This window comes from Aquabacterium sp. G14 (genome assembly GCF_037482285.1).
Taxonomy (GTDB): Bacteria; Pseudomonadota; Gammaproteobacteria; order Burkholderiales; family Burkholderiaceae_C; genus Aquabacterium.
The window spans coordinates 143,676-169,211 of record NZ_JBBEYB010000006.1 but is presented as its reverse complement, the minus strand read 5'-3'; the positions used below and the strand labels follow the sequence as shown (position 1 = coordinate 169,211).

27 protein-coding genes are annotated in these 25,536 nt (G+C 64.5%); 10 read left to right on the top strand and 17 right to left on the bottom strand.

Annotation, left to right across the window (positions count from 1 at the left end; translation table 11 throughout):
* Positions 1–7: 7 nt before the first annotated feature.
* From ruvC to dusB, 7 genes are all read right to left on the bottom strand, one after another.
* The gene (ruvC, locus tag WIT60_RS08910) at positions 8–562 is read right to left on the bottom strand and encodes a crossover junction endodeoxyribonuclease RuvC (RefSeq protein WP_339583587.1); all 555 of its coding nucleotides are present in this window, start codon (positions 560–562) and stop codon (positions 8–10) included.
* The gene (locus WIT60_RS08905) at positions 559–1,602 is read right to left on the bottom strand and encodes a formylglycine-generating enzyme family protein (protein WP_339583586.1); all 1,044 of its coding nucleotides are present in this window, start codon (positions 1,600–1,602) and stop codon (positions 559–561) included. The genes ruvC and WIT60_RS08905 overlap by 4 nt, the downstream gene beginning before the upstream one ends.
* A 52-nt stretch (positions 1,603–1,654) precedes the next feature.
* Positions 1,655–2,539 carry an alpha/beta hydrolase family protein gene (locus WIT60_RS08900; protein WP_339583585.1) on the bottom strand — a complete coding sequence of 295 codons (885 nt, stop codon included), beginning with the start codon at positions 2,537–2,539 and terminating at the stop codon, positions 1,655–1,657.
* Between the two features lie 8 nt (positions 2,540–2,547).
* Complete coding sequence (locus tag WIT60_RS08895; RefSeq protein ID WP_339583584.1) at positions 2,548–2,997, bottom strand: MarR family winged helix-turn-helix transcriptional regulator; 450 nt, start codon at positions 2,995–2,997, stop codon at positions 2,548–2,550.
* Positions 2,998–3,160: 163 nt separating this feature from the next.
* A complete protein-coding gene (gene purH / locus WIT60_RS08890; protein WP_339583583.1) occupies positions 3,161–4,750 on the bottom strand; it encodes a bifunctional phosphoribosylaminoimidazolecarboxamide formyltransferase/IMP cyclohydrolase in 1,590 nt (529 codons plus the stop codon).
* Between the two features lie 45 nt (positions 4,751–4,795).
* Positions 4,796–5,032 (bottom strand): Fis family transcriptional regulator, encoded by a 237-nt coding sequence (locus WIT60_RS08885; protein WP_320363242.1) that lies wholly within the window; start codon positions 5,030–5,032, stop codon positions 4,796–4,798.
* 5 nt (positions 5,033–5,037) lie between these two features.
* The gene (gene dusB, locus WIT60_RS08880) at positions 5,038–6,102 is read right to left on the bottom strand and encodes a tRNA dihydrouridine synthase DusB (RefSeq protein ID WP_339583622.1); all 1,065 of its coding nucleotides are present in this window, start codon (positions 6,100–6,102) and stop codon (positions 5,038–5,040) included.
* A gap of 445 nt (positions 6,103–6,547) precedes the next feature.
* Between dusB and WIT60_RS08875 the strand changes: the two genes are divergently transcribed.
* From WIT60_RS08875 to WIT60_RS08865, 3 genes are all read left to right on the top strand, one after another.
* Positions 6,548–7,213 (top strand): OmpW/AlkL family protein, encoded by a 666-nt coding sequence (locus WIT60_RS08875; RefSeq protein ID WP_339583582.1) that lies wholly within the window; start codon positions 6,548–6,550, stop codon positions 7,211–7,213.
* 120 nt (positions 7,214–7,333) lie between these two features.
* Positions 7,334–8,098 carry an OmpW/AlkL family protein gene (locus WIT60_RS08870; RefSeq protein WP_339583581.1) on the top strand — a complete coding sequence of 255 codons (765 nt, stop codon included), beginning with the start codon at positions 7,334–7,336 and terminating at the stop codon, positions 8,096–8,098.
* An 85-nt stretch (positions 8,099–8,183) separates the two neighbouring features.
* On the top strand, positions 8,184–8,675 hold the full coding sequence (locus WIT60_RS08865; protein ID WP_445207678.1) for a YqaA family protein: 492 nt from the start codon (positions 8,184–8,186) through the stop codon (positions 8,673–8,675).
* Between the two features lie 31 nt (positions 8,676–8,706).
* Here the strand turns inward: WIT60_RS08865 and WIT60_RS08860 are convergent, their stop codons facing one another.
* Positions 8,707–9,000 (bottom strand): copper-binding protein, encoded by a 294-nt coding sequence (locus WIT60_RS08860; protein ID WP_339583579.1) that lies wholly within the window; start codon positions 8,998–9,000, stop codon positions 8,707–8,709.
* A 150-nt stretch (positions 9,001–9,150) separates the two neighbouring features.
* Between WIT60_RS08860 and argB the strand changes: the two genes are divergently transcribed.
* From argB to WIT60_RS08830, 6 genes are read left to right on the top strand one after another with little or no spacing between them, the layout of a single operon-like run.
* Positions 9,151–10,059 carry an acetylglutamate kinase gene (gene argB, locus WIT60_RS08855; RefSeq protein WP_339583578.1) on the top strand — a complete coding sequence of 303 codons (909 nt, stop codon included), beginning with the start codon at positions 9,151–9,153 and terminating at the stop codon, positions 10,057–10,059.
* Between the two features lie 6 nt (positions 10,060–10,065).
* On the top strand, positions 10,066–11,547 hold the full coding sequence (locus tag WIT60_RS08850) for an ArnT family glycosyltransferase (protein WP_339583577.1): 1,482 nt from the start codon (positions 10,066–10,068) through the stop codon (positions 11,545–11,547).
* Positions 11,544–12,266, top strand: a complete 723-nt coding sequence (locus WIT60_RS08845) for a pyrimidine 5'-nucleotidase (RefSeq protein WP_339583576.1) — start codon at positions 11,544–11,546, stop codon at positions 12,264–12,266. The genes WIT60_RS08850 and WIT60_RS08845 overlap by 4 nt, the downstream gene beginning before the upstream one ends.
* A gap of 20 nt (positions 12,267–12,286) precedes the next feature.
* Positions 12,287–12,985 (top strand): nucleoid occlusion factor SlmA, encoded by a 699-nt coding sequence (gene slmA / locus WIT60_RS08840; protein WP_339583575.1) that lies wholly within the window; start codon positions 12,287–12,289, stop codon positions 12,983–12,985.
* Between the two features lie 33 nt (positions 12,986–13,018).
* Positions 13,019–13,933: an ATP-binding protein gene (locus tag WIT60_RS08835; RefSeq protein ID WP_339583574.1), complete on the top strand. Its 915-nt coding sequence runs from the start codon at positions 13,019–13,021 to the stop codon at positions 13,931–13,933.
* A complete protein-coding gene (locus WIT60_RS08830; RefSeq protein WP_339583573.1) occupies positions 13,926–14,426 on the top strand; it encodes an NUDIX domain-containing protein in 501 nt (166 codons plus the stop codon). The genes WIT60_RS08835 and WIT60_RS08830 overlap by 8 nt, the downstream gene beginning before the upstream one ends.
* Before the next feature lie 29 nt (positions 14,427–14,455).
* Here WIT60_RS08830 and WIT60_RS08825 read toward each other — a convergent pair whose 3' ends face one another.
* Both WIT60_RS08825 and WIT60_RS08820 read right to left on the bottom strand, forming a co-directional pair.
* On the bottom strand, positions 14,456–14,692 hold the full coding sequence (locus WIT60_RS08825; RefSeq protein WP_339583572.1) for a hypothetical protein: 237 nt from the start codon (positions 14,690–14,692) through the stop codon (positions 14,456–14,458).
* Between the two features lie 207 nt (positions 14,693–14,899).
* A complete protein-coding gene (locus tag WIT60_RS08820) occupies positions 14,900–15,208 on the bottom strand; it encodes an SWIB/MDM2 domain-containing protein (RefSeq protein ID WP_339583571.1) in 309 nt (102 codons plus the stop codon).
* 233 nt (positions 15,209–15,441) lie between these two features.
* On the opposite strand from WIT60_RS08820, the gene WIT60_RS08815 reads away from it, so the two are divergent.
* On the top strand, positions 15,442–16,707 hold the full coding sequence (locus WIT60_RS08815; RefSeq protein WP_339583570.1) for an NADH:flavin oxidoreductase/NADH oxidase family protein: 1,266 nt from the start codon (positions 15,442–15,444) through the stop codon (positions 16,705–16,707).
* A 4-nt stretch (positions 16,708–16,711) separates the two neighbouring features.
* Here WIT60_RS08815 and WIT60_RS08810 read toward each other — a convergent pair whose 3' ends face one another.
* The 7 genes from WIT60_RS08810 to WIT60_RS08780 all read right to left on the bottom strand — a co-directional run bounded on the left by WIT60_RS08810 (position 16,712) and on the right by WIT60_RS08780 (position 25,346).
* A complete protein-coding gene (locus WIT60_RS08810) occupies positions 16,712–17,725 on the bottom strand; it encodes an extracellular solute-binding protein (protein WP_445207677.1) in 1,014 nt (337 codons plus the stop codon).
* A 35-nt stretch (positions 17,726–17,760) separates the two neighbouring features.
* Positions 17,761–18,444, bottom strand: coding sequence for a Fe2+-dependent dioxygenase (locus tag WIT60_RS08805; RefSeq protein WP_339583569.1), 684 nt, complete (start codon positions 18,442–18,444; stop codon positions 17,761–17,763).
* Positions 18,438–19,553 (bottom strand): alpha-hydroxy acid oxidase, encoded by a 1,116-nt coding sequence (locus WIT60_RS08800; RefSeq protein WP_339583568.1) that lies wholly within the window; start codon positions 19,551–19,553, stop codon positions 18,438–18,440. The genes WIT60_RS08805 and WIT60_RS08800 overlap by 7 nt, the downstream gene beginning before the upstream one ends.
* Positions 19,554–19,626: 73 nt before the next feature.
* Positions 19,627–21,918, bottom strand: a complete 2,292-nt coding sequence (locus WIT60_RS08795) for a TonB-dependent receptor (protein WP_339583567.1) — start codon at positions 21,916–21,918, stop codon at positions 19,627–19,629.
* 151 nt (positions 21,919–22,069) lie between these two features.
* The gene (gene feoB, locus WIT60_RS08790) at positions 22,070–23,998 is read right to left on the bottom strand and encodes a ferrous iron transporter B (RefSeq protein WP_339583566.1); all 1,929 of its coding nucleotides are present in this window, start codon (positions 23,996–23,998) and stop codon (positions 22,070–22,072) included.
* Positions 23,995–24,279: a FeoA family protein gene (locus tag WIT60_RS08785; protein ID WP_339583565.1), complete on the bottom strand. Its 285-nt coding sequence runs from the start codon at positions 24,277–24,279 to the stop codon at positions 23,995–23,997. The genes feoB and WIT60_RS08785 overlap by 4 nt, the downstream gene beginning before the upstream one ends.
* Positions 24,280–24,374: 95 nt before the next feature.
* A complete protein-coding gene (locus WIT60_RS08780) occupies positions 24,375–25,346 on the bottom strand; it encodes a TerC family protein (RefSeq protein ID WP_339583564.1) in 972 nt (323 codons plus the stop codon).
* Positions 25,347–25,536: the final 190 nt, after the last annotated feature.

Here is a 25,536-nt window from a genome sequence, read left to right as displayed (position 1 = left end):
TGCGGGCTCAGTACACCCGTCCGCCCTTGATCTGGGCGTGGGTACGCCGGGTCAACTCGGTGGCTTTGGCCATTTGCGCCATGGCATGACCGGCGTGGGCGTGGCAAATGGCCAGGCCCAAAGCGTCGGAGGCGTCGTTGTTCGGTTCGCGCGGCAGATTCAGCAGGCGCATCACCATGTGACGGATCTGGGCCTTGGCGGCGTGCCCGTGCCCAACCACGGCTTTCTTCATCTGCAAGGCCGTGTATTCCGAGACCTGGGGTGAGGTCGGACTGGCCAGCAGCCCGGCGATCGCGGCGCCACGTGCCTGACCCAGCAGCAACGTGGACTGCGGGTTCACGTTCACGAACACGATCTCGACCGAGGCCTGTTCGGGCTCGTAGCGCGCCACGACTTCGCGCACCCCTTCGAAGATCAGTTTCAGCCGCGAGGGCAGGTCGCCTTGGGCGGCTTCCTTGGTCTTGATGGTGCCGCTGGCCACGTAATGCAGGCGGGGGCCTTCGGTTTCAATCACCCCGAAACCGGTGGTCTGCAAGCCAGGGTCGATGCCGAGGATTCTCATGGGGCGTGTGGGGCGCGGTGTTCGTTCGGGGTGGGGGAGGCGTCTTGCATGAGCAGTCGGATGCCCACCAGGGTGTAGCGGGTGCTGGCAGCATTCCAGTTGCGGTAGCTGCAGCGGGCATAGAACGCCCAGGTGTGCCATGAGCCTCCGCGGCGCACGCGCACCGAGCCGTCGGCCGGCCCCGGCGGATCGACCTCGGGCGAGTGGGCATAGTAGTCGTCTTCGTGCCAGTCGGCCGTCCATTCCCAGACATTGCCCAGCATGTCGTACAAGCCGAAGGCATTGGGCGCCAGGCTGCCAACCGGGGCGGTGAAGGCGAAGCCGTCGCTGGCCTTCACGGCGCGGTCGGCCCACAGCGGCCAGTGCGTTGCGGCGGCGGCATCGAAGACGTTGGCGGCCTGGGTCAGCTTGGTGGGATCGTCGCCATGGGGGTAGCGGGTGGTGGTGCCGGCGCGGCAGGCGTATTCCCACTCGGCTTCGGTGGGCAGGCGGTAGGTGCGTTGTTCGGTTTGGCTCAGCCAGCGTGCCAGGGTCTGCGCATCGTGCCAACTGACGTTGACCACCGGTTCGTCATCGCCTTGGGTGAAGCCCGGGTTCTGCCAGGAGTACTTCGGATCGCGTCCCGCAAAGGCGTCCTGATTCGGTTGGCGCCGGGTCACGTGGTCGGCGCTGTAGCCAAACCCCCCGGTGCCGTCGGCCACCGATTGGGGGACGTAGCCGGATGCCGCCAGGAAGCGCCGGAACTGGCCGACGGTGACCTCGTGCTGACCCATGTAGAAAGCACGCGAGATGCGCACACGGTGCACGGGCGCTTCGTCGTGCAGTTGCGTGAAGCGTTCGGGCTCGTAGCCGGGGAAGGCCTGGGCGAGGGCTGCCGGCAATTCGGCACTGCCCATCATGAACTCGCCGGCCGGGATGCGCACCAGTTTCATGCCCAGGCTGTTCTCGATGACCTGCGGTTCGGCCTGGGCGGCGCAGGCGAGGGCCGCGCAAACCACCGACAAAGCGCTGTGACGCCGCGCGGGCAGACACCTCAGCATGAGGTCAACTCCTGGGGATGCAAACCGCCCGCAGCTTACGCCAATTTGCCGTTCAAGATTGACCGCGCAGGGCCGCCGCGATCAGGGGCCACACAGCGCGGTGAGATGATCGGAACCAGTCGATGTGCCCCAGGCTTTTCAGCCCATGCTGTGCGGGCTGCACCCGGATGGCCTGCTTCGGCGCGGCGGGGAAGGTGCGCAGCAGGTCGGCCACGGTGGCGTCGGTGGCAATGTCATCGTCGGATGCGTGCAGCACCGTGATCGGCGTGCGCACTTGCGCATGGAAGTCGTGCTCGGGGTGGTGGCGCACGGCGTTGGTGGCATAGCCACCCGCGGCACACCATTGCCCCCATTGCAGGCCCACGCGGGCGGGCAGGTTCTCGCCCAGGCCAATCGCGGCGGTGGGGGCATAGCCCTTGAAGCGCACGCCCATCGGGATCACGCCGCGCAGGCCAAACCAGGCCTTCATGCGGAAGCCGGGGCGCATGCCGCGCAGCCAGCCCGTCGAGGCCGACACGCCCACCAGGCGGGCAACGCGATGGTGGTTGGGCAGTAGCCCGATCATCTGACCACCGGCGCTGTGGCCCAGCAGCAAGGCCTGCGCGCTGCCGGTGCGCTGCAGCAGCCAGTCCAGCGCCGCGACCTGATCCTGCTGCCCCCACTCGGCCAGCGAGGCGCGACAGTGTTTCAGCGGGCCGTGCAGGGACAGGCCGATGCCGCGGTAGTCGAACACCAGAACGTCATGCCCCTGCTGGGCCAGCCAGTGCACGAAGCGCAGGTAGTAATGCTGTTTCACGCCGGTGGCCGGACTCAGCAACACGGGCAGGCCTGCGGGGGCGTCCGAGCGGCTGCGCACGAGATGTCCGTGCAAGCGAACGCCGTCCGCGCAGGTGATCTCGACGCGTTCGATGCCATCAGAAGGGGAGGTGCGGGTCATGAGGGATCTCAGCGAGGGGAATGGTCATCGAGGTGTTGCACATGACGCAGCCAGCGGGCCACGGTCTGCAACTCCTCGTCAGAGAAGCCTTCGTACAGGCGGGTGTTGATGCGCCTGAGCGCCTGTTTCAGGGCCGGTAACTGGGTGCGGCCAGCATCCTGCAGCCAGACGCGCTGGGTGCGGGCATCGTCCGGGCAGGGACGGCGTTGCACCCAGTGCAAGGCCTCCATGCGCTGAATCAGCCCCGAGACGGCCGAGGGCGCCAGGTCGAGCGCCTCGGCCAGCTGGCCCATGGTGGCGCCATCGGCTTTGGCCAGCGCGAACAGCACGCCGCTTTGGGCCGAGGTGGGCGCATTGCCCCCGGAGGCGGTGGCCCAGGCCTGTTGGGCGGTCATCCATTGCTGGAGCCGGCGTTGGGCACTGTTGAGCATGAAGATCAAGCGGGGACGGTCAGCCATGATCCATTGATTTGTTTCGTATGCGAAGTATAAGTGCTTCGCATACGAAGTAAATGGGCGAGTTTCAAGCTGGGCGCAGAAAAAGAAAAAGGCCCCGAAGGGCCTTTGGTGTGTGCATCGCGATGGCGCGTCGGTACGTGGCCGGCGCCAGTCGCAGCATCGATCAGTGACGGAAGTGACGCGTGCCAGTGAAGACCATGGCAATGCCACGCTCGTCAGCAGCCGCGATGACTTCATCGTCGCGCATCGAACCACCCGGATGGATCACGCAGGTCGCGCCCGCATCGACCACCACATCCAGGCCGTCGCGGAACGGGAAGAACGCGTCCGACGCAACGGCGGTGCCTTGCAGGCTCAGACCGGCGTGTTGCGCCTTGATCGAGGCGATGCGGGCCGAGTCCAGGCGGCTCATCTGGCCGGCGCCCACGCCCATGGTCATGCCGTCCTTGCAGAACACGATGGCGTTGCTCTTGACGAAGCGGGCCACGGTCCAGGCAAACAGCATGTCCTTCATCTGCTGCTCGGTGGGCTGCAGCTTGGTCACGACCTTGATGTCGCCGACGATGTCAATGTTGTCCGCCGATTGCAGCAGCATGCCGCCGCCGACGCGCTTGAAGTCCAGGGCGTTGCCCAGTTTGCGGGTGGCGTCGTCCAGCGGCACTTCCAGCAGACGCACGTTCTGCTTGGAGGCATAGGCAGCTCGCGCGGCATCGGTGAACTTCGGCGCGATCACCACTTCCACGAACTGCTTGTTGGCGTTGATGGCGTCGATCACGTCCACGTCCACCACGCGGTTGAAGGCCATGATGCCGCCAAACGCCGAGGTCGGGTCGGTCTTCAAAGCCTGGGTGTAGGCCTGCAGCGGGCCGGCGCCCACGGCCACGCCGCAGGGGTTGGCGTGTTTGATGATCACGCAAGCCGGGGCTTCAAAGGCCTTCACGCATTCCCACGCGGCATCGGCGTCGGCGATGTTGTTGAAGGACAGTTCCTTGCCCTGGATCTGCGTCCAGTTGGCCAGGGTGCTGACCACGGGAGCGGCTTCACGGTAAAACGCGGCCGACTGGTGCGGGTTCTCGCCGTAACGCATGCCCTGCACCTTGTGCAGTTGCAGGTTGTAGACGGCGGGGTACTCGGCCTTGGCGGGCACGGCTTCGGTGGCCAGCTCGGCACCGGCTTCCAGCGAGGTCAGGTAGTTGGTGATCATGCCGTCGTAGGCGGCGGTGTGGGCAAACACCTTCTTGGCCAGCATGAACTTGGTCGAACGGGTGATGCCCTCAAGCTTCATTTCCGACAGCACCTGTTCATAGTCGACCGGGTCGATGATCACGGCCACGTCCTGCCAGTTCTTGGCAGCCGCGCGCAGCATGGTGGGGCCGCCGATGTCGATGTTCTCGATGGCGTTTTCCAGCGTGCAATCGGCCTTGGCGGTAGCCTGGGCGAAGGGGTAGAGGTTGACCACCAGCATGTCGATGGTGTCGATGCCGTGTTCCTTCAGAGCGGCCATGTGCTCGGGCAGATCGCGGCGAGCCAGGATGCCACCGTGCACGCGCGGGTGCAGCGTCTTGACGCGGCCGTCCAGCATTTCTGGGAAGCCGGTGATTTCCGACACCTCGGTCACGGGCAGGCCCTTTTCGGCCAGCAGCTTGGCGGTGCCGCCGGTGGACAGCAGGCGCACGCCCTGGGCGTTCAGCGCCTGGGCAAATTCAACGATGCCGGTCTTGTCGGACACGGACAGCAAGGCGGTCAAGGCCATGGGGTCTTCCTTCAGTTCAAAGATCGTGGGGATGCAAAAACAGGTTCACTTGATGAGCTTGTGCTCCAGGAGCTTGCGACGCAGGGTGTTGCGGTTGATGCCCAGCCAGTCGGCGGCCTTGGACTGGTTGCCCTCGGCACGTTGCATCACCACTTCCAGCATCGGGCGCTCCACCGCATTGACGACCATGTCGTACACGGCGTGCGGCTCGGCGCCACGCAGGTCGTGGAAGTAGCCTTCCAGGTTGTCCTTGATGCAGTCTTGGATGTTCTTCTTGCTCATATCAATCAATTCGCTGTGCAGGAGGCCTCCCTGGCCTCCTGCGCGTCGTCGTCCTCGCTCACGTCCACGGCCCCAGCGGGCAGGCGATCGTGATCGAGGCTGAGTTCATCAAAATAGTCGGCCACGGCCTGCACCTGCGCGGCGCAGCTGTCGAGCGCGTTCATGCGGCTGCGAAAGGCCTCGCCGCCGGGCAGGGCGCGCACGGCCCAGCCGATGTGCTTGCGGGCGGTGCGCACGCCGGCGAACTCGCCGTACAGGCCGTAGTGGTCGTCGAGGTGGGCCAGCAGCCACTGCTTGACCTGCTGCGTCAGCGGCGCGGCGCGGTGCGTGCCGGTGGCCAGGAAGTGGGCGATGTCGCCAAAAATCCAGGGGCGGCCTTGCGCGGCGCGGCCGATCATGAGGGCGTCGGCGCCGGTGTGCTGCAGCACGGCCAACGCTTTCTCGGGTGTGGTGATGTCGCCATTGGCCACCACCGGCACGCGCACGGCGGCTTTGACGGCGGCAATCGTGTCGTACTCGGCCTGGCCCTTGTAGCCTTGTTCACGGGTACGGCCGTGCACGGTCAGCATGGCGACGCCGGCCTGCTCAGCTGCGCGGGCAATGCGCTCGGCGTTCTTGTGCTGCTGGCTCCAGCCGGTGCGCATCTTCAGCGTCACCGGGACGTTGTGAGGCGCGCAGGCGGCCACCACCGCTTCCACGATCTGCAAGGCCAGCGGCTCGTCCTGCATCAAGGCCGAGCCCGCCCATTTGTTGCACACCTTCTTGGCTGGGCAGCCCATGTTGATGTCGATGATTTGCGCGCCGCGGTCGATGTTGTAGGCGGCGGCCTCGGCCATCATGGCCGCGTCGGTGCCGGCAATCTGCACGGCGATCGGGCGGGTTTCACCGTCGTGGTTGGCGCGGCGCGAGGTCTTGAGCGTGTGCCACAGGTCCTTGCGCGACGTCACCATCTCGCTGACCGCGTAGCCTGCGCCCAGGCTTTTGCACAGCTGGCGGAACGGGCGGTCCGTCACCCCGGCCATGGGCGCCACGAACAGGCGATTCGGCAACGTGATGTTGCCAATCGCCAGGGCGCTGAGGGTGGGGTGGGGGGCGTTCATGCGGGCTCTGAAAGAGGCAAAGCCCCGACCGATTGAGCGATCAGGGCTGCTTAAAAAGGAGGCAGAGTATAGCCCGCCTCGAAGCGGGTGCGCACCCTTTTTCGAGCGCCGCACACGGAAAACCCATGCCATCGAGCGGCGGCGGCATGGGGAAAACCTGATGAGTGACGTAAGCGTAAACACCCGGCATTAAGCGTCAAGTGTTCCGTAGGATGGAGGCGTCTGCCCTATGCGGCAAGCGAGCCGCTTTCACCACTTTGTTGAACCTTGGAGAAGCCTGATGAAGCCGATGCACTTGTCTCTGGCCCTGGCGGCCACCTTGCTGGCCGGTGCTGCCAGCGCCTAGCAGTACACCTTCAAGGTGGGGGCGGCCTACATCAACCCGAATGCGACCAGCGATGACCTGACCGGCACCATGACGCTCAACGTCGAAGGGGTGCCTTTCACCATCACCAAACCGGTGGATGCGGGGATTCAGCTGGAAGTGCAGCCTCAGACCGCCTTCATCTTCAGCATCGCCCGCAGCTTCACGGACAACTGGGAGGCCGAGGTCTTGCTGGGCTTCCCGCCTCGGCACGATGTGAAAATGCGCATGAACAATGCGCGCATCAAGCAACTCTCCACCCTGAATCCGGAGGGCCCGCTGCCCGATGGGGTCAGCAGCTACAGCGTGATCGCGTCCAAGCACATCGCCTCGTATGACGGGAAGGTGGTCTCGTCGCTCACGCAGTTCGCCCCCACCGCTTTCATCAACTACAAGTTTGGCTCCGCACAGAGCACCTGGCGTCCCTATGTCGGTGTGGGTGTCAACTTCACCCACGTCAAACCCGACCCGAGCGCCGCAGGCGAAGCGTTCTACAACGATGGCAAGGTGAAAACCAAGGTGTCCGACTCTTGGGGGCTGGCGCTGCAGGCAGGGATCAGCTACCACATTGATGACACCTGGCTCATCAACGCGAGCTATGCCACGGCGCAAGTCGCCAACAAGATCGAGATCCAGACGGTGTCGGGCGCCACGCAGTACGGCAAGTACAAGTTCAACCCATCGATCTGGATGCTCACCGTGGGCCGCAAGTTCTGAACCTTCTCAATCAGAGGCGGTCATTTTTCATGGCGATGCGAGTTTGTTGCATTTGAAATGCAATCGTTGCAAATAAAATGTCAGATTCACTGAATTGTTCTGACATTTTTCGCGCCTCTCATGAAGTTTCTCCCTGTGACGCTCTCCCTGGCTGCCACCCTGGTGGCCAGTTCTGCCTTGGCTCAGTCGGGCTACACCATCAAGCTGGGTGTGGGCACCATCGATCCACGCGCCACCAGCTCTGATCTGAAGGGCACTTTGCCGGTGTACAACCCGCAGGTGCAGCAGGTGATTGGCACGGTGGGCGTGTCCAGCGGGGTGCAACTGGAGGTGCAGCGACAAGACACCTTGATGTTCAGCATCGAGCGCGCGCTCAATGAGCAATGGGCGGTCGAGTTGCGTCTGGGCTACCCGCCCAAGCACGATGTCAAGTTGCGCCTGAAGGACCCCGTGCTGACTGGCCCGGGGCCCTATGTCGCTGGTGTGCAGGCCAAGCTGGCCGCCAACGATGGCCTCGTCGTCGCTGGGGTTCGCCAATGGGCCCCGACGCTGTTCCTGAACTACAAGTTCGGTGACAAGACCAGCGTTCTGCGTCCCTGGGTGGGGGTGGGCGTCAACCACACCACCTTCAAGTCCTCGACCACAGCGGTGGGCAATGAGCTCTACCACGATGGCGTGGTGCGCGTGAAGCTCTCCGATTCCACGGGGCTGGCGTTCCAGACCGGGCTCACCTATCAGCTTGACCAGAACTGGTCGCTGCAGGCCAGCTGGATGACGGCGGCCGTCAAGCATCGCTTGAGCACCTACACCGATCAAAGCGCGCAGAAGGCCACTTACCGTTTCCATCCCTCGGTGTTCACCGCGGTGGTGGCGTACAGCTACTGAGTTCCTCGGCAACGCGACTCCGATCAGCCCCTGCTTGCAGGGGCTTTTTCATTCCCGGGCCACAATCACGGCCATGGAAAGTTGGATGCCCTCTTTCATCGCCAGCACCCTGGCCTGGTTGGCGCTGCCGTCGGTCGGCTTGCCGGCCGTGTTCCTGGTGGCCACACTGTCGGCCACCTTGCTGCCCATGGGCTCGGAGCCTGCTGTGTTTGCCTTGGTGCAAGCCCAGCCCGAGTTGTTCTGGCCCGCCGTGCTGGTGGCCACCATGGGCAACACCCTCGGCGGTGCCATCTCGTGGTGGATGGGGGCCGGGGCGCATCGCACCGTGGAGCACTGGCAACAGGCGCACCCGGCCGGGCATCCGCCCCAGGGCCGTGGCCACGGCCAGGCACTGGCGTGGCTGGCACGTTTCGGTCCCAAAGCCTGCCTCTTGTCGTGGCTGCCCGTGGTGGGCGACCCGCTGTGTGCCGTCGCCGGCTGGCTGCGGCTGCCCTTCTGGCCTTGTGTCGCCTACATGGCCGTGGGCAAACTGGCCCGCTATGTCACGATGACCGGCGCCTTGGTCTGGGTGTTCTGAGCGTCCGGCCGGTCAGCCGTGCTTACTGGCCTTACTTGCGCACCTCAATGGCGGTGACCGTGAACTGCCCCCCCACCTTGTCAGCCTCGAAGCTCACCTTGTCACCCACCTGCAGCTTCTGCAGCCAGGCGGGGTTGGCCACCCGGAAGGCCATCTGCATGGCCGGGATGTCGAGGTTCTGAATCGGGCCGTGCTTGAGGGTGATCTTGCCGGCATCCACGTCGATCTTCTTGACTTCGCCATCCACGGGCTGCGCCTGAACGCTCAGGGCCATGCCCAGGCCGAGCATCAGACCGCCGAAGGTGCGGGTCAGGGTGTGCTTCACGGGGGTGCTCCTCTGTCACAAACAAGGGTGACAGTATCCGATAAACGCGTGAGCCGCGTTCGGGTTGACCTGTTCGCCCCCGGCAGGCCCGCAGGCTTCTAGAATGTTGCCTTGGTTTTCCTTTCACTCCCACCTCTCTGCGCGCACGCCATGCCCAACTCTGCCCAGCCCGACCTCGTTGCCCACATCGCTCCCCGTGACAAGGCGGAGATCCTGGCGCAGGCCTTGCCCTACATCCGCAAGTTCCACGGCAAGACCATCGTCATCAAGTACGGCGGCAACGCCATGACCGACCCGGCCCTGCAGGCCGACTTTGCCGAAGACGTGGTGCTGCTCAAACTGGTGGGCCTCAACCCGGTGGTGGTGCACGGCGGTGGCCCGCAGATCGATGCCGCGCTCAACAAGATCGGCAAGAAGGGCCAGTTCATCCAGGGCATGCGCGTCACCGACGAAGAAACCATGGAGGTGGTCGAGTGGGTGCTGGCCGGTGAGGTGCAGCAAGACATCGTGGGCCTGATCAACGCCGCCGGCGGCAAGGCCGTGGGCCTGACCGGTCGCGACGGCGGCATGATCCGCGCGCGCAAGCTCAAGCTGGTGGACCTGGAAGATGCCACCAAGGAGCACGATGTGGGGCAGGTGGGTGAGATCGAAGCCATCGATCCCAGCGTGGTCAAGGCCTTGCAGGACGATCAGTTCATCCCCGTCATCAGCCCCATCGGCTTTGGTGCACAGAACGAGAGCTACAACATCAACGCGGACCTGGTCGCGTCGAAGTTGGCCGAGATCCTCAAGGCCGAGAAGCTCATGCTGCTGACCAACATCAAGGGCGTGCTCGACAAGGAAGGCAACCTGCTGACCGACCTGACCGCTCGCCGCATTGACGAGCTGGTGGCCGATGGCACCATCAGCGGCGGCATGCTGCCCAAGATCGCCGGCGCGCTGGATGCGGCCAAGAGCGGCGTCAACGCCGTCCACATCGTTGATGGCCGCGTGCCGCACGCCATGCTGCTCGAAATCCTGACCGAGCAGGCTTACGGCACCATGATCCGTTCGCACTGATCGCTCATGCACACCGACGCGTCGGGCATGCAGCGCTGGTCGCGGCTGGATGCCCGACTGCTCGGCGTCGCGCTCGTTTACCTCATCGTGGTGGCGGGCCTGCAAGCGTGGGCCTCGCCCACCGCAGAGCTGGACCAGGCTGAGCAACTGGTGTTCGCGCAAGGCCTCCAGTGGGGTTACAGCAACCAGCCGCCGCTTTACACATGGTTGTTGTGGGGGTTGGAGCAGATGACCGGCCCCAGCCTGGTGGTGCTCTACCTTGTCAAAGTCGCGCTGCTGGGCTCCTTGGCGGTCAGTTTCGTGGGCATCGGCCACGAACTGCAACTGTCGTCGCGTCAGCGACTCGTGTCGCTGTTGGGGCTGGCATGGCTGCCGGCCTTCGTCTGGGAGGCGCAACGTGACCTGACCCATTCGATGATGGCGGCCACGATGGCGTCGCTCATGTTGTGGGGCAGTTTGTGGGCGGTTCGGCGTCGCGTCTGGTGGGCCTACACCTGGCCGGGGCTGGCGGCGGCGGGTGCGCTGCTCTCCAAACACAATGCGGTCATCTTTGTGGTGTCCGTGCTGCTCACCTTGCTGTCCTTGCCCGACTGGCGTCGCCGCTTGAGTCCCGGGGGCGTGGTGTGGGCCTGCGTGTTGATGATGGTGCTGTGCGCCCCCCACGGCAGGTGGTTGTTGCAGCACCCCGATGTGGTGGCGCAGACGACCCACAAGCTCATCGGTGCGCACGATGACGCTGGTTGGGTCGCCTGGGGAGAGTTGCTCGGCGGATTGATCAAGGGGCTGTTGGCCTTTTTGGTGCCCTGGTTGCTGGTGGCGGTGCCGTTGTGGTGGCGTGCCCACCAGCGCTGCGCGGCCAGCGTGCTCCTGACCCGCTTGCTGTGGGTGGTCATGGCGGTGTTGCTGGTCTTTGTGCTGGCCATCGGTGCCGAGTCGTTCAAGGGGCGCTGGCTGTTCCCGCTGCTCTTTTTTGTCCCTCTGTGGCTGGCAGCTTCGGTCGACGTGGCGGCTTCGCGCGCCAGCCTGGTGATGGTGAGGGGCGGCGTGATCTTGGCCCTGCTGTGCGGCGTGCTGCTGTCGGCCCGCATCGTTTGGCCGATCGCTGGCGAAGTCCAGACGCGCCAGAATCTGCCTTTGGTGGGCCTGGGCGCGCAGTTGCAGCAGGCCTGGGGCGAGGTGCCGCCCGTCGTGCTCGTGTCGCATCATCACGTCGGAGGCAACTTGCGGTTGGCCTGGGGTGGCGATCCTGTGATTCAGACGCCGAAGCTGACCTGGCCCGTGGCGTTGCCCGATACGCTGATGGTTGTGGCCACCACCCAGGACTTGCGCAACCCCGACTTTGCGACCTGGCTGCGCGCACAGACGGGCCAAGACCCGGCAGGGGTGAACTGGCAGGCCGTGCAGGCACCGGTGTTGCACCGGCCTGAACTGGCGCCGTACGTGCTGCACTGGGCCGCGCTGCCGCGTACGGCTGGGGGGGCGCCATGAGCTCGCGTCGTGCGCCGGAGCTGGCGGCCCCGATCTGGCTGTTCGACCTCGACAACACCCTGCACGATGCCAGCAAGGCCGTTTTCGGGCGACTCAATCGCTCAATGACCGATTACATCGTGCAGCATCTGGGGCTGGCGCGTGACGATGCGGACCGGCTGCGCATGCACTACTGGCGCCGCTATGGCGCCACCTTGTTGGGCCTGGAGAGGCACCATGGCATCCGCGCGGCGCACTTCCTGGCCCAGACCCATACGCTGCCCGGTCTGGAAGCGCAGTTGCACATCCCCCCGGTGGACCGCGCAGCGCTGCACAGCCTGCCGGGACGCAAGTTCCTGCTCACCAATGCGCCGGCCGACTATGCCAAGCGCGTGCTCACCGCGCTCGACCTCGCCTCGTGCTTCGAAGGTGTCATTTCGATCGAGGGCATGCGCGTGTTCGGCGACCTGCGGCCCAAGCCCGATGCCCGCATGATGCGCGTCGTGCTGGCGCGCCACCGGCTGCCAGTCCACCGCTGCGTGCTGGTCGAAGACACGGTGGCCAACCTCAAGAGCGCGCGCAGCCTGGGCCTGCGCACGGTGTGGATGCAGCACTACCTGCGCCACAACCCGCATGGCCCGGAGTTGGGCGTGCCCCTGCACGGCCGGCCGTCATGGGTGTGTGTCAGAATCAAAAAGCTACGGACCCTGCACCGCTGGGCCCGCACGGCAAGTCGGTGATCACCACTCAGGGAGGCTGGATGTCGGACGCGTACTCATCCCAGGCGGCACAGACCGCAGCGGCTGCGGTGCCATCCTCCCCGTCGTCTTCCCCCGTCCTCGCCGAGGCCGCGCCCGGTGCGCCCGCAGCCGCCGGTCGCAAACGGCCCAAGCCTGGTGAGCGGCGCGAACAAATCCTGCGTGCCCTGGCCATGTTGCTGGAACAGCCTGAGGCCGATCGCATCACCACGGCGGCCCTGGCCAAGCACCTGCAGGTCAGTGAGGCGGCCTTGTATCGCCACTTCGCCAGCAAGGCGCAGATGTTCGAAGGCTTGATCGCCTTCATTGAAGACAGCCTGTTCACGCTCGCCAACCAGATCCAGGCACGCGAGCCCGATCCGGCCCAACAGGTGGCCCGTCTGCTGGCGCTGGTGCTCCAGTTCGCGCAAAAGAACCCCGGCATGTGCCGCGTGATGGTGGGCGACGCGCTCATCCTGGAGCACGCGCGTCTGTCGGTGCGCATCAACCAGCTGTGGGATCGGCTGGAATCCTTGCTGCGCCAGAGTCACAAGGCGGTGGCCGACGCGCGTGGCTCGCTCACGCCCACGGTCGAGGCCCAGGCAGCGGCCTCGCTGGCGGTCAGTTTCTTGCTGGGGCGCTTGCAGCGCTTTGTGCGCAGCGGTTTTCAGCGCTTGCCCACCGAGCATCTCGAAGCCAGCGTGCAGCAATTGTTGCGCTGAGCGGGCAGGCGCGGCAGTCGCTACACTGCCCGCATGACGACGCTTGACCCCGCCCTGATCTCCCTGCTGCAGCGTGCCGAGTCGCTGGTGACGCGACTCGATGCCTTGCTGCCTTCTTCTCAACATGTTGTGCTGGCGCCCGACTGGTCGGCCTCGGTGGCCTTCCGCTATCGCAAGCGCAGCGGGCAGGCCTGGGCGGCTGGCCGGCTGGAGCCGGTGCGCCATGTGGCCCACATCACCTATGCCGACCTGCAGGAGGTGGACACGCAAAAGGAGCGCTTCGCCCGCAACCTAGCTCAGTTCGTGGCAGGCAAACCCGCCAACAACGTGTTGCTGTCGGGCGCGCGCGGCACTGGCAAGTCCTCCCTGGTCAAGGCCGGGTTGCACGCTCATGCCGCACAGGGGCTGCGCCTCATCGAGGTGGACAAGTCCGACATGATCGATCTGCCCGACCTGATCGATCTGGTGAGCGCCCGCCCGGAGCGCTTCATCATTTTCTGTGACGACCTGAGCTTTGACGAGGGCGAGCCCGGCTACAAGGCGCTCAAGTCCATCCTCGATGGCACCGTGTCGGCCGGGGGGGACAACGTGCTGCTGATGGCCACGTCCAACCGCCGCCACCTGCTGCCCGAATACCACTCCGACAACGCCACCTACAAGCACACCAGCGATGGTGAGTTGCACCCGGGTGAGGCGGTGGAGGAGAAGATCTCGCTGTCCGAACGCTTCGGGCTGTGGATCAGCTTCTACCCCTTCTCGCAAGACGAGTACCTGGCCATCGTGGCGCAGTGGCTGAGCCACTTCGGCCTGCCTGACGGCGTGATGGATGTGGCCCGCCCGCAGGCTTTGCTGTGGGCGCTGGAGCGGGGCTCGCGATCGGGCCGCGTGGCCTATCAGTTTGCACGCGATTACGCTGGCCGTGGCTACACGGGAGCCAACCATGTCTGAGGCACAGACCGAACGCAAGTCATACCACGTGATGGATGCCACCGACCGCACGCCGGTCGAAGTGGCCGTGGGCGTGCTGATCGAGCGCGATGCCCAGGGGCGCGAGAGCCGCTTCCTGTTGACCTCACGTCCACAAGGCAAGGTGTATGCGGGCTACTGGGAGTTTCCGGGCGGCAAGCTGGAGGCCGGTGAAACGGTTGAGCAGGCCTTGCGCCGTGAGCTGCACGAAGAGATTGGCGTCACCATTGGCGAGGCTCATCCCTGGCAGGTGGAGCTGATGGACTATCCCCACGCGCGTGTGCGCCTGCATTTCTGCAAGGTGTACGAGTGGCAGGGGGAGTTCGAGATGAAGGAGTCGCAACACATGGCCTGGCAGACGCTGCCGGTGGAGGTGGGGCCGGTCTTGCCGGGCACCATTCCAGTGTTGCAGTGGCTGGCCGCGGAGCGGGGCCACACCGGCTTGACCCACCATCAGGTGGGCGAGCCGGGTTGAGCGCGGCGCCTCAGCCGAGGCGCGGTCGATCAGTTGCTGGCGGCGCTGGCGGCTTGCGAGGCAGCCGATGCGGCTTCCACAGCGGCGGCGCTGGCCACCGGGGCTGCTTCGCTGGCAGGGGCCGATACGTCCGAAGCGGCCGAGGCGCTGTGGTCCACTTCGATGCCGTGCTTCTCACCGCCCATGTCGATGTCGCCACCGCTCTTCATCAGCACGAAAATGGCCAGGGCCGCAAAGGCCACAAAGGCCACCAAAATCTTCCACATGGGGTTCTCCTGAAAGTGGTTCACAAAGACGGATGCCTGTTGGGCATCGGGTGCCACCCGGCGTGGGGCAGCGCGGCACATTGTGCGTCACCCCTGGGGACAACGCTCTCCGTAGCTTCCCTGGGGCCGCCATGAAATAAGCCCGGCATGGCCGGGCTGGAGGTGTGTCACGGGCTGGGCTCGTCAGCGCAGCCTGTGGCAGAGGGATCAGCTCAGTTGTTGGCTGACCAGCTTGGTCAGTTCGAACATCGTGACCTGGTCCTTGCCGAAGATGGGCTTGAGCTTGGCATCAGCATTGATGTTGCGCTTGTTGGCCGCGTCTTGCAGGTTGTTCTTCTTGATGTATTCCCAAACCTTCTTGGTCACTTCGGTGCGGGGCAGCGGGGCGGCGCCGATCACGGCGGCCAGCAGCGGGCTGGGGGTCAGGGGCTTGAGGAAAGCCGCATTGGGGGCGCGCTTGGCTGCGGGAGCCTTGGTGCCTTCGGCCTTGGCCGGGGCTTTCTTTGCAGTTGCCATAAGTTTCACTCCAATTTTGGTGAGTCAGATCTGATTCGAGCCCAGGTGTTGGCGGTGCACGCACGCGGCACACTGGGTCTTGCCTCGGCGATGGTAATGCTTTTCCTGGGCAAAACCGCCGTGTGGCACGCTTTGTACCGCCATGTGCCCCCTGAAAAGCACGGGGACAAGGGCTTTGGTGTTCAATCCGGGTGCGTGTTTTCGCGCGTTGTCCTAATTTCCCGGAGTCCTGAATGCAGCCTCAAGCCGTGTTGGCCCAACCCTTTCCTTTGCCCCGTGGTGGGCGGGTCCGAAACCGCCTGTTCAAATCGGCGATGAGCGAGGCCCTGGGCACGCGCCAGGGGCACGCCACTCCCGAGTTGGCGCGTTTGTATGGCGCCTGGGCCGACGGGGGCGTGGGCTTGTGCGTCACAGGCAATGTCATGATCGACCGGCGTGCGCTGGGCGAACCAGGCAATGTAGTGATTGAGGACGACAGCCAGATGGCTGCATTGCAGGCCTGGGCCCAGGCCGCGACGCGCCACGGGACGCAGTGCTGGGTGCAACTCAACCACCCAGGCAAACAGGCGCCAAAGGGTTTGAACAAGGAGAACGTAGCGCCGTCGGCCGTGCCGTTTCGCAAGGACATGCAAGCCTTCTTCCCGACGCCGCGCGAGCTCACCGGTGCTGAGGTACGGGAGTTGATCGCACGCTTTGGTCGGGCCGCTGGCATCGTCAAGCGGGCTGGCTTTACCGGGGTGCAGATCCATGGTGCGCACGGTTATCTGGTCAGCCAGTTCCTCTCCCCGCACCACAACCAGCGTACCGATGAGTGGGGTGGCACGCCCGAGAAGCGCCGTCGCTTCGTGCTGGCGGTGCTGGCGGCGATCCGCGATGCGGTCGGCCCCGACTTCCCGATTGGCATCAAGCTCAATTCGGCCGATTTTCAGCGTGGCGGCTTCACCGAGGAGGAGTCGCTCGACACCATCCGTGCCTTGGCGCAGGCGGGCATCGACTTGATCGAGATTTCCGGCGGCACCTATGAGGCACCGGCCATGACAGGTGTGAAGACGGCTGGGGCGCCGGTGAAGGAGAGCACCCGCCAACGCGAGGCCTACTTCCTCGCGTTTGCCGAGAAGGCCCGCCAGGCGGTGTCGGTGCCACTGGTGGTGACCGGGGGCTTTCGGTCGCTGGAGGGCATGGCAGCGGCCCTCACCTCTGGGGCGGTGGACATGGTCGGCCTGGCGCGGGCTCTGGCCATCGAGCCCGACGTGGCCAGCCGTCTGTTGAGCGGGCAGGCGCCACGTGAGCAGGTGCGTCCGATCAAGACGGGCATCCCCCCGATCGACCGCATGGGGCTGATGGAGGTGAGCTGGTACACCGGACAACTCAAGCGCATCGGGCGTGGCGAGGCACCACAGCCGAACGAGAGTGCGTTGTGGGTCTTTCTCAAGACCGTGTTCAAGCAGATGGGGCTGGGGCGCAAGAAACGCCCCACGCGCTTGCGGGCTGTCTCCTGAGGGGTCAGCGGTAGCCGGCGCGATCCAGCAGTTTCTGCGCCGGGACCAGCTGGCTGGACAGCACGCTCAGCGGCAGGGTGTCGGCCTTGAAGGTGCCGAGGTCTTCCAGCCCCTCGTTGTCGATCTTGACCCCGGGCACGGCAGGCCATTCGTTGTTGCCTTCGGCCAGATAGCGTTGGGCCTCATCGCTGGCCAGGTACTCCAGGAAGCGAACGGCCGCTTCCTTGTTCTTGGAGGTCTTGACCACACCGGCGCCCGAGACATTGACGTGGGTGCCATAGCTGTTCTGGTTCGGCATGACGATGCCCAGGCGCTTGATCAGATTGCGCTCTTCCACGCGCTCTGAATTGAGAAAGCGCGCCAGGTAGTAGGTGTTGGACACGGCCACACCGCACTCACCACTGGCCACCGACTTGATCTGATCGTTGTCACCGCCGCGTGGTGGGGTTGCGAAGTTGGCGACCACGCCCTTGGCCCATTGTTCCGTCTTGGCCTCTCCGTTGTGCGCCACCAGTGCGGCCACCAGAGACAGGTTGTAGGGGTGGTTGCCCGAGCGGCTGCACACCAGTCCCTTCAGTTTGGGGTCGGCGAGGGACTCGTAGGTGGCGACGTCAGTGGGCTTGAGCAGCTTGCGGTTGTAGATGATCACGCGGGCGCGTGTGGAAAATGCAAACCATGTTGCCGACCGCAGGTGAGCTGGAATACGTGCTTCCAGCACCTTGGATTTGACAGGTGCGAAGACGCCCCACGCATCGGCCACGGCCAGGTTGGCAGCGTCGACGGTGATCAGGACGTCTGCCGGGCTGTTGGCGCCTTCATTGCGGATGCGTTCCAGCAATTCTTCCGCACGGCCATCCAGCCTGTTGATCTTGATACCGGTCTGCTTGGTGAAGTTGCTGTAGAGCGCTTCATCAGTTTGATAGTGGCGGGCCGAGTACAGGTTCAAAACCTGATCCTTGGCCATGGCGCCCATGCTGGCTGCGAGCAGGGAGAGCGAGAGGAGCAGTGGTTTCATCATGGTGTGTGTCGTGTAGGGCGGTGGAGGACGATGCATCAGGTGCTGGCCCAGCGGCGCAGCAGGTTGTGATAAACGCCAGTCAGCTTGAGCAACTGGGGGTCGTCGGGGGCGGTCCGTGGTGTGAGGCCCTGGATGGCCTGGTCGAGGTCAAACAGCAGGGTGCGTTCACCTTCGTCGCCCACCATGCTTTCGATCCAGAAGAACGAGGCAACGCGTGCGCCGCGCGTGACTGGCGTGACCCGATGAAGGCTGGACGAGGGGTAGAGCACCATGTCGCCGGCTGCCAGCTTCACCGCTTGCACGCCGAACGGGCCTTCAATTTCCAGCTCGCCGCCGTCGTATTCATCCGGTTCAGCCAGAAACAGGGTGGCGGAGAGGTCGCTGCGCACCGTGATCTGGGTGCCCGGCACCTGCATCACCGCACTGTCGACATGGGCACCGTAGGTACCACCGTCGGCGTAGCGATTGAACTTGGGGGGGTAGATCTTCTTGGGCAGGGCGGCGGAGATGAACAGGGGGGTGGCAGCCAGGCGACGCAGGATGTGCTCGCCCAGCTCCACGGCCGTGTCCGAGCCATCTGCCAGTTGCTGGTTCTGTTTGACGCTGCGCGCCAGGGTGCCCGCAGTCTGACCGCCGTCTTGCCACGACGCCTGGTCGAGCTGGGCGCGGAAGTGGCGGACCTCGTCCTTGCTCAGGACCTGTTCGATGGAAATCAACATGGTGATGCCTTGCTGGCGGAGTCAAAAAGGATGTCGGGGGTGATGTCGGCCAGCGTGGCGCAGCCTGCCTGGGCCATGCACAACTCCAGTTCCTCATGCAGGGTGCGCAGCATGTGCGCCACGCCCAAAGCGCCTGCCACAGCGAGTGCGTACACCTGCAGCCGGCCAATCAGCACGGCATTGGCACCGAGGGCCAGGGCTTTGAAGATGTCCTGTCCGCTGCGGATGCCGCTGTCCAGCAGGAGTGGATAGCCGGGTCCGACCGCAGCGCGAATGGACGGCAGCACTGTGATGCTGGCAGGGGCACCATCCAGCGCACGTCCGCCATGGTTGGAGACCACTTGCGCGGCGATGCCCATTTCTTGCAAGACGCGAGCATCCGCGGGGTGCTGAACGCCTTTGACCACGATCGGCAGCTGAGTTTGCGTTTGCAACCAGCGCAGATCGTCCCAGGTGGGGGCGTCGGCCATGATCCCTTGGAACACCATGCTGTCGCCATGCCGCAGTGGGCGAGACGTCGGCGTCGGATAACGATCGAGGTTCACATGGCGGACGGCATCGGGCATGACAAAGCCGCTGCGCAAGGCCCGTCCACTTGGGCTCTTGATCGTGGCGTCCAGGGTCACCACGAGGGCCTGGTACTGCGCGTGTTCCGCACGCCGGATCAGATCCAGCGTGACCTGGCGGTTCGGTTGAAAGTACAGCTGGAACCACTTGTCATGGGTGAGCGGGGCGATGTCCTCCAGCAGGGTCGAGGACAAGGTGCTGACGATCATCCCGGCATCCATGGCGTGGGCGCCCTGAGCCGTGGCCAACTCGCCCAGAGGGTGCACCAGCCGCTGGTAAGCCACCGGGGCCAGCAAGATGGGGTGCAGTCGGGGCTGTCCCAGCAGTGTCAGGCGGGTATGCCCATGCGCGAGCGGGCGCAGCAGACGTGGTTGCAGGCGCAGGCGTGCCAAGGCGCCTTGATTGGCCTGCAGCGTCAGCTCTTGTCCGCTGCCCCCCTGGATGTAGTGCCAGGTGGACGGTTCGATGAACTCCGGGGCCAGGCGCTCGTAGTCTTGCGCGGCATGCAGGCCGTCGGGGATCTGATTCAAGGCGTTTGGCATGGTGGCGTGCGCACGGAAGGACCAACGGAAAAAGGCCGGACACGAGATCCGGCCTGGTGTGCGCGTCGATGCGTCAGAAATCGTAATTCAGCGTCGCGCGAACATTGCGGGCATCACCCAGGTAGGCAAATGTGCCTGAGGTGTAGGCGGCGGTGTAGTGCTCCTTGTCAAACACATTGCCGATGTTCACCCGGGCGCTCAGGTTGCGGTTGAACTTGTAGCTGGCAAACAGATCGATCAAGCCATACCCCGGCAGTTTGCGATCGTTGGACACCGATTCAGGGCTGCCCGCGAACTTGCTGCTTTGGTAGGTGTAGGTGCCGCCAAAGGTGAACTTGGGCGTCAGCTTGTAGCTCAGCAGCACCGAGGCGCTGTGGCGGGCAATGTTGGCCATTTCCTTGCCGACGTTGGCCGCGTTCAGAGACTGCAACAGCTCGGAGTTCAGTCGGGCATAGCCAGCATGGGCGCTGAGCTTGCTGGTGATGTTGCCGCTCAGACCCAGTTCGTAGCCCTGCACGCGGTACTTGCCAGTGTTCAGTGCGCCTTCCTGGGAGTAGTTGTCCAGCGTGGCCTGCTCCATCACGTCAGACTTGGTGACGCGGAACACGGCTGCGGTGGCCAGCAACTTGCCGCCCATCAGGTCCCACTTCGTGCCCAATTCGATGTTTCGGGACTTCTCCGGGCTGCTGAAGTTGGAGAAGTAGTCCAGCTTCTCGTCGTTGGTGGCGCCACTGGGCAGGCACAGACCACCGTAGCCGCAGCTGGTCACATCCGACTCGCCGCCGTTGAAGTCGCTGCCGGTGCTGTAGTTCAGGTAAACGTTCGCGTTGGGCAGGAACTTGTAGGTGGTGCCGAGCTGGTAATTGGTCAGGTTGTCGTGAAGCGCGTAGCGCAGGCCACCGTTTTCGTTGCTGTAGTCGATCCGGTCGATGCGCACGCCACCGAACACGGTCCACTTGTCGGTCACATCCACGGCATCCATGGCCGAGACGCCAATGGTCTTGTTCTTCCACAGGCTGCGGGTGCCCGTGCGTGTGGCCTGGCGCAGGTAGGCGTCGCCTTGGCCATCTTCAAAGACGCACCAGGTGGTGGCCGAGCCGCAATTGCCGCTGCTCAGAGGGGTGACCGTGAACTGGCCGTTGCGCACCAGGTGATCCGACAGCTCCAGGCTGAAGATCATGTTGTGCTTCATGCCCGCGATGTCGCGGTTCAAGAACAGGTTGGTCTGGTTAGCGAAGTAGGCGACATCCTGACCACCGGCATGGTTGCTCAGGCGAGCCAGGGCGGCCTCACCATCGTCGTTCACATAGGTGGAGGCGCGCGCACCGGTCACGAGGTAACGATTGCGGGTCGTGCCATACCGGGTCAGGTTGCTCAGCTTCGTGTCGTCATCGTGCTGGTAATTCAGCCGCACCGTGTAGGTGTCGATGTTGGAGCGCAGGTAATCGGTGTCTTGCACATAGACGGGTGGGTTCTTGACCACCTTCGCCGCGGACGCTGGCGAGCCCACCATCCACGACCCCAGGTCCGGCTTGTCTTCACCCTCCATGTGGTAGTAGTCGGCCGTGACGTTGAGCTTGTCTGTCAACTTGTGGTGCAGCGACAGGGCGACCCCTTGGCGTTCCCGGTCGGCCGGGCCGCGGTCAGGCACTTCCTGGTAGGCTTTCAACAGGTTCACGCGCAAGGCGGTGTCGTCACTGAAGGCGTGGTTGGCATCCAGCGTGAGGCGGTAGAAGTCATCGGTGCCCACACCGGCCGACAACTTCGTGAAGTCCGCATCGGTGGTGGCCTGCTTGGTGATGGAGTTCACGGCGCCGCCGGTGGCGCCACGGCCTGCGAAGGTCGCGCTGGGGCCCTTGGTGATTTCCACTTGCTCGGTGGCGAAGGATTCGCGCACGGTCATGCCTGGGTCGCGCAGGCCGTCCACGAACACGTCGGAGCGGGCCTCCTGGCCGCGGATGATGTAGCGGTCGCCAAAGGCGTTGCCGTTCTCACCGGTGCCCAGCGTGATGCCGGGTTGGGTGCGCAGGATCTCGCGCAAGTCCGTGCGGCCGGTGTCCAGCAACTGTTGCTGCGTCAGCACCGTGATCGTGGCGGGCGTTTCGGCCAGTGGCTTCACGCGGCGCTCGTCGCCGGACGTCTTGGCCTTGTAGGCGGCACCGGGCTCACCATGCGGGTTGTGATCGGGGGCGCGCACGGTGATGCTCACCGGCTTGACTTCCACCACTTCCTGAGCCGAGGTCAGTGCAGGCATCAGCAGGGCCGTCGAGGCACCCAGGGCCAGGGTCGTGCGCGCGAAAGGCGTGGCGGCGGCGGTGGGCGCGATGCGCAGGCTGCGCGGGCGTTTCAGGTTGGAGGTCGTCATGAGGCGTTGAAAGATGAGAGATCTGAATGAAAGCGCGGAAGACGGATGAGATGCACCAAGAGGGGCTCTTGATTGAAATCAATGACAAATGATAACGATTCGCAATTACCAAGTAAAGCGGAGCGTTGTATTCATGCACGTCTTGCCGCGCTCAGCCACCCAGCATCAAGGCCACGCGATAGGTCACGAACGATGCGGCATAGGCCAGGGCGAACAGGTAGCCTGCGGCGATCAGCGCCATCTTCCAGCCACCTGTTTCTCGCTTGATGGTGGCCAGTGTGCTCAGGCACATCGGTGCGAACACATACCAGGCCAGCAGCGACAGTGCCGTGGCCAGGGACCAGTCCTGCTGCAGGATGGGAATGAGGGCATCGGTGGCGTCATCGGCCACAGCTGACAGCGCATACACCGTGCCCAGCGCACTGACCGCCACCTCGCGGGCCGCCAGGCCTGGCACCAGGGCGATGCTGATCTGCCAGTTGAAACCGATCGGTTCGAACACCACAGCCAGCGCTCGGCCCAGCATCCCGGCCAGGCTGTACTCGATCGCAGGTCCTGTCGCGCCTGTGGGCGGGGCGGGGAAGCTCGACAGGAACCACAGCAACACGGTCAGCGTCAGGATGATGCCCCCCACGCGGCGCATGAAAATCTGCACGCGTTGCCACAGTCCCAGGGCGATGTTGCGCGGGTTCGGCCAGTGGTAATTGGGCAGCTCCATCATCAGGCTGCGCACCTGTCCCTTGGTGGTGAACTGCTTGAGCACCCAGGCCACCGCCATGGCGCCGGCAATGCCGGCCACATACAGGCTGAACAACACCAGACCTTGCAAAGACAGGCCCCCCGCCACCTCGCGAGCAGGCACAAACGCGCCGATCAACAGCGCATACACCGGCAAGCGCGCCGAGCAGGTCATCAGCGGCGCGATCAGGATCGTGACGATGCGGTCTCTCGGGTTGGCGATGGTGCGCGCGGCCAGGATCCCCGGAATCGCGCAGGCAAAGCTCGACAACAGGGGGATGAAGGAGCGCCCCGACAAGCCCACAGCGCCCATCAGGCGGTCCAGCAGGAAGGCCGCGCGTGGCAGATACCCTGATTCTTCGAGAATCAGGATGAAGAAAAACAGGATCAGGATTTGAGGCAGGAAGACCACCACGCCGCCGAGGCCGGCCACCAGGCCATCGACCACCAGGCTGCGCAGCCATCCTTCCGGCAGCAGGGCGCCCAAGCCGGTGCCCAGCCAGGACGTGGCCGCCTCAATCCAGCCCATCGGCGTTTCGGCCCAAGCGAACACCGCCTGGAACACCAGAAACAGCACGGCCGCCAGCAACAGGGGGCCGGCGATCGGGTGCAGCACCACCCGATCGATCCGGTCACTCAGGAGGTGAGGCACGCTGGTGTCCAAACCCAGCCCTTGCAGGATGCTGCGCACGGCTTCATGGTCGCCTCGCGAGTCGGCTTCGGGTGTGGCTGGCGCGGCCGTTGCTGGCGGTGCAGGCTGGCCGGCAAGGGCGGCGCCGGCCGTGTCCGTCGTGGTTCGCCCCCAGATGCGGGCGTCATCGAGCAACTGGCTCAGCGCAACGGCACCTTGGGTGTGCACCGCCACCGTCTTCACCACCGGCACGCCCAAAGCCTCGCTCAGGGCGTCGGGGTCGATGTCCAGGCCACGGCGTTGGGCCAAGTCCACCATGTTCAGGGCCACCACGCAAGGCAACCCAAGGCGCTTGACGGCCAGCACCAGGCGCAGATTGCGTCGCAGGTGGGTGGCGTCCACCACGCAGACCACCAGATCCGGGCGCTTCTCACCCTTGGCGTGGCCATTGAGCACATTCACGGTCACCGACTCGTCCAGCGAACGTGGATGCAGGCTGTAGGCGCCTGGCAGGTCCAGCAAACGCAAGGTCTTGCCGGCCGGTGTCACCAGGCGGCCTTCCTTGCGCTCGACCGTCACCCCGGCATAGTTGGCCACCTTCTGATGACTGCCCGTCAGGCGGTTGAAAAGGGCGGTTTTGCCGCAATTGGGGTTCCCGACCAGGGCGACCAGCGGCCCCCCGCGGTGCACGTGAACGACAGACTCTTTCATGAGGCGACTTTCGGCTCGTCCGCACGCACGCCGATGCAGTCGGCCTCGGCCCGACGCAAGGCAAAGGTGGAGTCGCCCACCCGCACCACCAGTGGATCGCCCCCGGGCATGGCCCGCGCCATGATCTGCACTTGCTCACCGGGCATGAAGCCAATTTCAGCCAGCAAGCGACCCCATTCAGGGCTGTGTTCGGGAGGCGTCACCTCGGTGACGGTGGCCCGACGGTGCAATGGCAACTGGCTCAGTGGCCCGGTGGCCGCGGCGAAGGTGTGAGCAGACATGGGCAGACGGCATGCGGCCACGCGTCAGGCACGCGTGGCCGATAGAAACCAATCCGACCATTGTAACGAGAATTATTCTCGTCTGGGTGTCGTCCTCACAACTCCACGGTCTTGCTGCCGCCAATCTTCGGCGCGGTCTTCACGCTCCAGACCATCGTGATGATCAGGATGCCAATGACGACGCCCAGCGACACCAGAACCGGGATCTTGTAGAGGTCGATCAGCAGCATCTTCGTGCCGATGAAGACCAGGATCACGGCCAGGCCATAGTTCAACAGGTGGAACTTGGCGGCCATCGCAGCCAGCAGGAAGAACATCGCGCGCAGCCCCAGGATGGCGAAGATGTTCGACGTCAGCACAATGAAGGGGTCGGACGTGATGGCGTAAATGGCGGGGATCGAATCCACCGCGAAGATCACATCGGTGAAACCCACCAGGGCCACCACCAGCAGCAGTGGGGTGGCGATGCGCACGCCGTTCTGCACCGTCCAGAAGCGCTCGCCGTCAAAGTGCTTGCTCACCGGCATCACCTTGCGCAGGATCTTCAAGGCCGGGTTGTCTTCCAAGTCGGGCTCCTGGTCGGCCGCCCACCACATCTTGACGCCAGTCAGCACCAGGAAGGCGCCGAACACATACAGGATCCAGTGGAACTGCGAAATCAGCCAGCCGCCCACCAGGATCATCACCGTGCGCAACACGATGGCGCCGATGATGCCGATCATCAGCACCCGTTTCTGGTAAGCCGAGGGCACCGAGAAGTAGGTGAAGATCATCAGGAAGACAAAGATGTTGTCCACCGCCAATGACTTCTCGATGAGGTAGCCGGTGAGGAACTCCAGCGCTTTGGTGTTGGCCACGGCGGCCCCTTGCTCTTGCATGAAGGCCCACCAGAGCAGGCCGTTGAAGGCAAAGCTCAGCGCCACCCAGATGGCCGACCAGCGAATCGCCTCGGGCACGGTGACGTCATGAGCGCCTTGTTTCTTCAGGACGACGAAGTCCACGAACAGGGCCAGCAAGACAAACACAATGAAAACGGACCACAGCCACACGGGCGCCAGGGTATGCATGAAAGTCTCCAGTCGGCACGAACATGGGCGGCCCACCATGGGCCGCTTGCATGAAGCGCCGAAAGGTCTTGCAAAACAGACGGGCGTCTGTCGTGTGCCCCGGATGGGTGGCCTGGACGGGCTCCCAACGTGCTGACGAGGCATCACCCGCGCTGATGCGTGGTGCTACTCCCCCTTCGGTCAGCGCGGA